This is a genomic window from Methylomonas rivi (assembly GCF_024505165.1).
GTDB classification, from domain to species: domain Bacteria; phylum Pseudomonadota; class Gammaproteobacteria; order Methylococcales; family Methylomonadaceae; genus Methylomonas; species Methylomonas rivi.
Window position 1 is genome coordinate 1 of record NZ_JANIBK010000195.1, and the last position, 5059, is coordinate 5059.

General features: G+C 54.2%; 2 protein-coding genes. Both read left to right on the plus strand.

The window, feature by feature from the left end:
* Positions 1-4 precede the first annotated feature (4 nt).
* A complete protein-coding gene (locus tag NP596_RS19500) occupies positions 5-4870 on the plus strand; it encodes a non-ribosomal peptide synthetase (protein ID WP_256617071.1) in 4866 nt (1621 codons plus the stop codon).
* On the plus strand, positions 4870-5059 hold a 190-nt coding region (locus NP596_RS19505), incomplete at its 3' end, for a TubC N-terminal docking domain-related protein (protein WP_256617070.1). The genes NP596_RS19500 and NP596_RS19505, both read left to right, overlap by 1 nt.

Here is a 5059-nt window from a genome sequence, read left to right on the forward strand (position 1 = left end):
GCAAATCTGGCAATCTCTGTTGCGTTTGGAACGCGTCGGCCGGCACGACCACTTTTTTGAACTGGGCGGCGATTCCATCCTCAGCATCCAGGTCGTCAGCCGCGCCCGCCAAGCCGGGCTGGTGTTCACGCCCAAGCAGTTGTTTGAGCGGCCGACGTTGGCGGAATTGGCAGAAGTAGTGACTCACGCAGGCCAGCCCCTGGCCGAACAAGGCCCGGTAAGCGGCAACGTACCGTTGACGCCGATCCAGCATTGGTTTTTCGAACAGGATTTCGCCCAGCCGCAACACTGGAACCAAGCCTTGCGGCTACGGGCCCAGCCGGGACTGACTCCGGATTTACTTGCCTCGGCACTCGGCGCTCTAATCACCCACCACGATGCCTTGCGACTGCGCTTCGAACCAGTCGGCCGGACGTGGCGACAAACCAATCAGTTGAAAGACCAGCAACCCGTGCTGACCGTCGCCGACCTGTCTGCTTTACCGGACGAGCAACGCTTGACAACCATCGCCGCGCAAACCGCCGCCTGCCAAGCCTCTCTCGATTTAGCGAAGGGCCCGCTGCTGCGCGCCGTTTGGTTCGACCTAGGCGGCGGCGAGCGGCAGCTACTGATAGCCATTCACCATCTGGCGGTCGACGGCGTTTCCTGGCGTATCTTGCTCGAAGACCTGAATACCGTCTGCCGGCAAGGCTTGGCGAAACAAAGTCTGAGTCTACCGGCGAAAACCACCGCTTTCAAACATTGGGCCGAGCGCGTGGCGCAGCGAGCCGCCTGCGGCGATTTCAACGGACAGGCCGATTACTGGTTGGACCCTCGGCGTCGGCAGGCGCAACGTTTGCCGGTCGATCACCCGGATGGCGCCAATCGCGTCGAACTGGAAGATAGCATCGAGTTGTGCTTGGATTCCGCACAGACCAGCGCTTTATTGCATGACGTTCCGGCGGCCTACCGCACCCAAATCGACGACGTGCTGTTGACGGCGTTAGCGCTTGCCTTACGCGACGAATTCGGTGCGACGGCGGACAATGGAAGGTCGTCCGAGGCTATGCCTGCCGTGTCGGCTCCAACCTATCTGTTGATCGACCGCGAAAGTCACGGCCGCGAACACCTGGCCGACGACCTCGACGTGTCGCGCACGGTCGGCTGGTTTACCAACGTTTATCCGCTGTTATTGACCGTCGAGACGGACGACACACCAATCGACACACTGAAACGCATCAAGGAACAACTACGTGCCGTACCGGAAAACGGTCTCGGCTACGGCTTACTGCGTTACCTGTCGGCCGACGCCGACTTGCGGCAAGCCTTGAGCATGCAACCGGCGGCCCGCGTCATCTTCAACTACCTGGGGCAACTCGATACCGCTTTGGGCGGCGATACCTTGTTCGAAGCCAGTGCCGACGCCGTGGGTCCGAGCCGCGAGCCAAGCAGTGTCCGCCCGCACGAACTCGACGTCGTGGCGAACATCCAGGCCGGTCAACTGCGGTTGAGTTGGCGTTACAGCCGGGAACGCTATCGCCGCGCCACGCTGGAGCGCTGGGCCGGCCGCTATTTGACGCACCTGCAAACTTTAATAGAACACTGCCGACGAAGCGATGTCGGCGGCTATACGCCTAGCGACTTCCCGTTGGCCGGTTTGAACCAAGCCCAACTGGATGAGTTGGCATTCGCCCCAAGGCAAGTGGATGACCTGTACCCGTTGACCCCGCTGCAACACGGGCTGTTGTTCCATAGCCGTTACCAACCCGATACTCAGTCTTATCGCATCCAATTGGCGTGTAGGCTGAACGGGCCATTGAACTTGACGGCTTTTCGGCAGGCTTGGCAGCATCTGTTGGCACGCCATACCATCTTGCGGACCGGGATCCTAGAACAAGGCCTACCGCAACCGCTGCAACGAGTCGAACGCCAAGTGCGCTTGCCGATCACAGAACACGACTGGCGCGACTTAAGCGAGCAAGAACAACAAACTCGTTGGCAAGTATTACAAGCCGACGACCGCCGTCAAGGCTACGACTTCGAACAGGCCCCTTTGATGCGGGTTAATCTGGCGGCTTGCGCGAACGAACGCCACTACCTGCTCTGGAGCTATCACCACATCCTGCTCGATGGTTGGAGCAGCCCAATTCTGGTCGAAGAACTGTTCCGCCTATACCGAGCACTCACAGACGGCCATACCGCCGAGTTAGCGTCGGCCCAGCCGTTCCGCAACTATATCGCTTGGCTGCAACGGCAAGACCAAGCCGCTGCCGAACATTATTGGCGAGCGCAACTGGCAGGATTCGAAACAGCCACCGTCCTCTGCGTTGACCGAGCCCCTCAAGGCAAAGGCCCCGTCGGCCGGTTACGTACGCAAAACCTCAGTCTAAGCGATACGACCACCGCACGCTTGCAAGACTACGTAAAACAACGGCATTTGACGCTCAGCACCCTGGCCCAGGCCGCGTGGGGTTTGCTGCTCTGTCACTACAGCGGGCAGCGCGACGTCGTATTCGGCGTCACGGTCGCCGGCAGGCCGGCGGAACTGCCCGGTATCGAACAGCAAGTCGGCCTATTCATCAACACGGTACCGATGCGACTCAAGTTGGAACCTGCGCAGAAACTGAGCGACTGGCTGCAAACTGTCTTCGAGCAAGGCCGGACCCAAAGCCGATACGACTACGCACCGCTGGCGCAGATCCAAAACTGGTCTGAGATTGGCCGCGGCCAATTTTTGTTCGACAGCCTGCTGGTCTTCGAAAACTACCCGCTCGACCAAGCCCTGCTGGAAATCGGCGGTCCGTTGCGCATCGACCAAGTTGCGGGGCAAGACCCGACCAACTACCCCTTGACTCTGGCCGTATTCCCCGGCCCGCAACTACGCTTGACGCTGCATCACGACACCACGCACTTTCCCGAGTCGATCGCGGCGCGGATGCTGGAGCATTTGCAACAACTGCTAATCGCCTTCGCCGAGCACCCTGAACTGCAACTGGCCAATCTGCCCTGCCTGACTGCTGACGAACAACAGCAAATCCTCACCGACTGGAACGCTACCGAGGTCGAATATCCCCAGCATCATTGCATTCACCAACTGTTCGAAGCGCAAGCCGAGAAAACTCCGGACGCCATCGCGTTGACATTCGAAGACCAAAGCCTGAGCTACGCCGAGTTGAATACCCGAGCCAACCAACTGGCGCATTATCTGATCGAACGGGGCGTGGGGCCGGACGTGCTGGTCGGCATTTGTCTGGAACGCTCGCTGGAGATGGTGATCGGTTTGCTGGGTATCTTGAAGGCCGGCGGCGCTTATGTGCCGCTCGACCCCAATTATCCAGTGCATAGATTGGAGTATATGATTTCGGAGTCGAAGATTAAATTTTTACTCAGTAATGAAAGTAATTCTCCGTTATCTGCTCCATGCTCCGAAACAATATTTATCAATGACATACTTAATATCGAAAAAAATATTAATTGCAATCTGGAAATTAAAATACCTGGAAATATTAGTGCATATGTGATTTTTACATCCGGTTCAACTGGACAACCTAAAGGTGTTCAGATAAGTCACTCGAATGTTACGAATTTTATTTTCGACATGAAAAAGCGCGTTGCTTTGGATGCGGACGATTGTTTTCTAGGATTGACTTCGTTGTCATTTGATATAGCTGGTTTGGAATTGTATTTGCCTTTGATCTGTGGCGCTAGGGTTGTTCTTGTCAACAGCTGTTCGGCTAAGGACCCGAATCGGCTGTCAGAAATAATTAATAGCTTAAAGGTAAACTTTATTCAAGCTACGCCGAGCACTTGGATAATGTTAAATGATATTGATTTTCCACTCGATAGAAAAATGACATTATTAAGTGGAGGGGAAGCATTACGTGTTGATTTGGCCAAAAAATTATTATCTAAAAGTAAAAGTGTATATAACTTATACGGGCCCACGGAAACGACAGTTTGGTCGACATGTTGCTTATTAAACGAATTTAATGATATAGCGCCGATTGGGCGTCCAATAAGTAACACTAGGGTATATATATTAGACAGCAATCTAAACTTTCTAGGGATAGGGATTACCGGTGAGCTTTATATAGGAGGAGACGGACTTGCAAGAGGATACATAAACCGCCCCGATTTAACAGCCGAGAAATTCATCCCTGATCCATTCGGCAAACCCGGAACCCGTTTATACAGAACAGGCGATCTTGTGCGTTACCGCCCGGACGGCAACATCGACTACTTGGGCCGCATAGACCACCAAGTCAAAATCCGAGGTTTTCGCATAGAACTGGGCGAAATCGAAACCCAATTGCTCAAACCGCTTGAGATCAAGGAAGCCGTGGTAGTTGTCAGAGAAGATCAACCGGGCGACAAGCGTTTGGTGGCTTACGTGGTACTGCATGCGGCGGCAGACACCGAGCAGGCCATCGTCGATGGCCTTAAGGTCCAACTCAAACTTCACCTGCCGGACTACATGGTGCCTAGCACCTTCGTGGTGCTAGACGCTATGCCGCTGTCCGCCAACGGTAAGTTGGATAGGAAGCACTTACCGGCGCCCAACCTCAGCGAGCAACTCAAAAAAGCCTTCGTCGCGCCGCGCACCGAAACCGAGCAAGTCTTAGCCGAAATTTGGCAAGAAGTCTTGGGTGTCGAGCAAGTGGGCATCGAAGACGATTTCTTCGAATTGGGCGGACATTCGCTATTAGCCACACAATTAATGTCGCGGATGACAAAACATTTTGCAGTTGAATTGCCATTACGCAGTTTGTTTGAGAGTGCTCATGTCGCGGCAATGGCAGAACAAATCGACCTTTTGCGTTGGACTGCTCTATCCGCTAGCTCTCAAGAAACAGCCATCTCTGAAACCGACTTTGAGGAGATCGAATTCTAATGTTGTATCAGCTACTTGCCACGCTACGTGAATTGAATGTTAGACTTTTCGTCGAAGAGGGCAATTTAAAATGTAAAGCCCCTCTAGGTACTTTGACTGACGAAATTTCTCAGCAAATTAAGGCACAAAAAGCCGATTTAATATCGCTATTGGGAGCTCAAAAGAAAGCGGATGAGCCGATTATCGTTT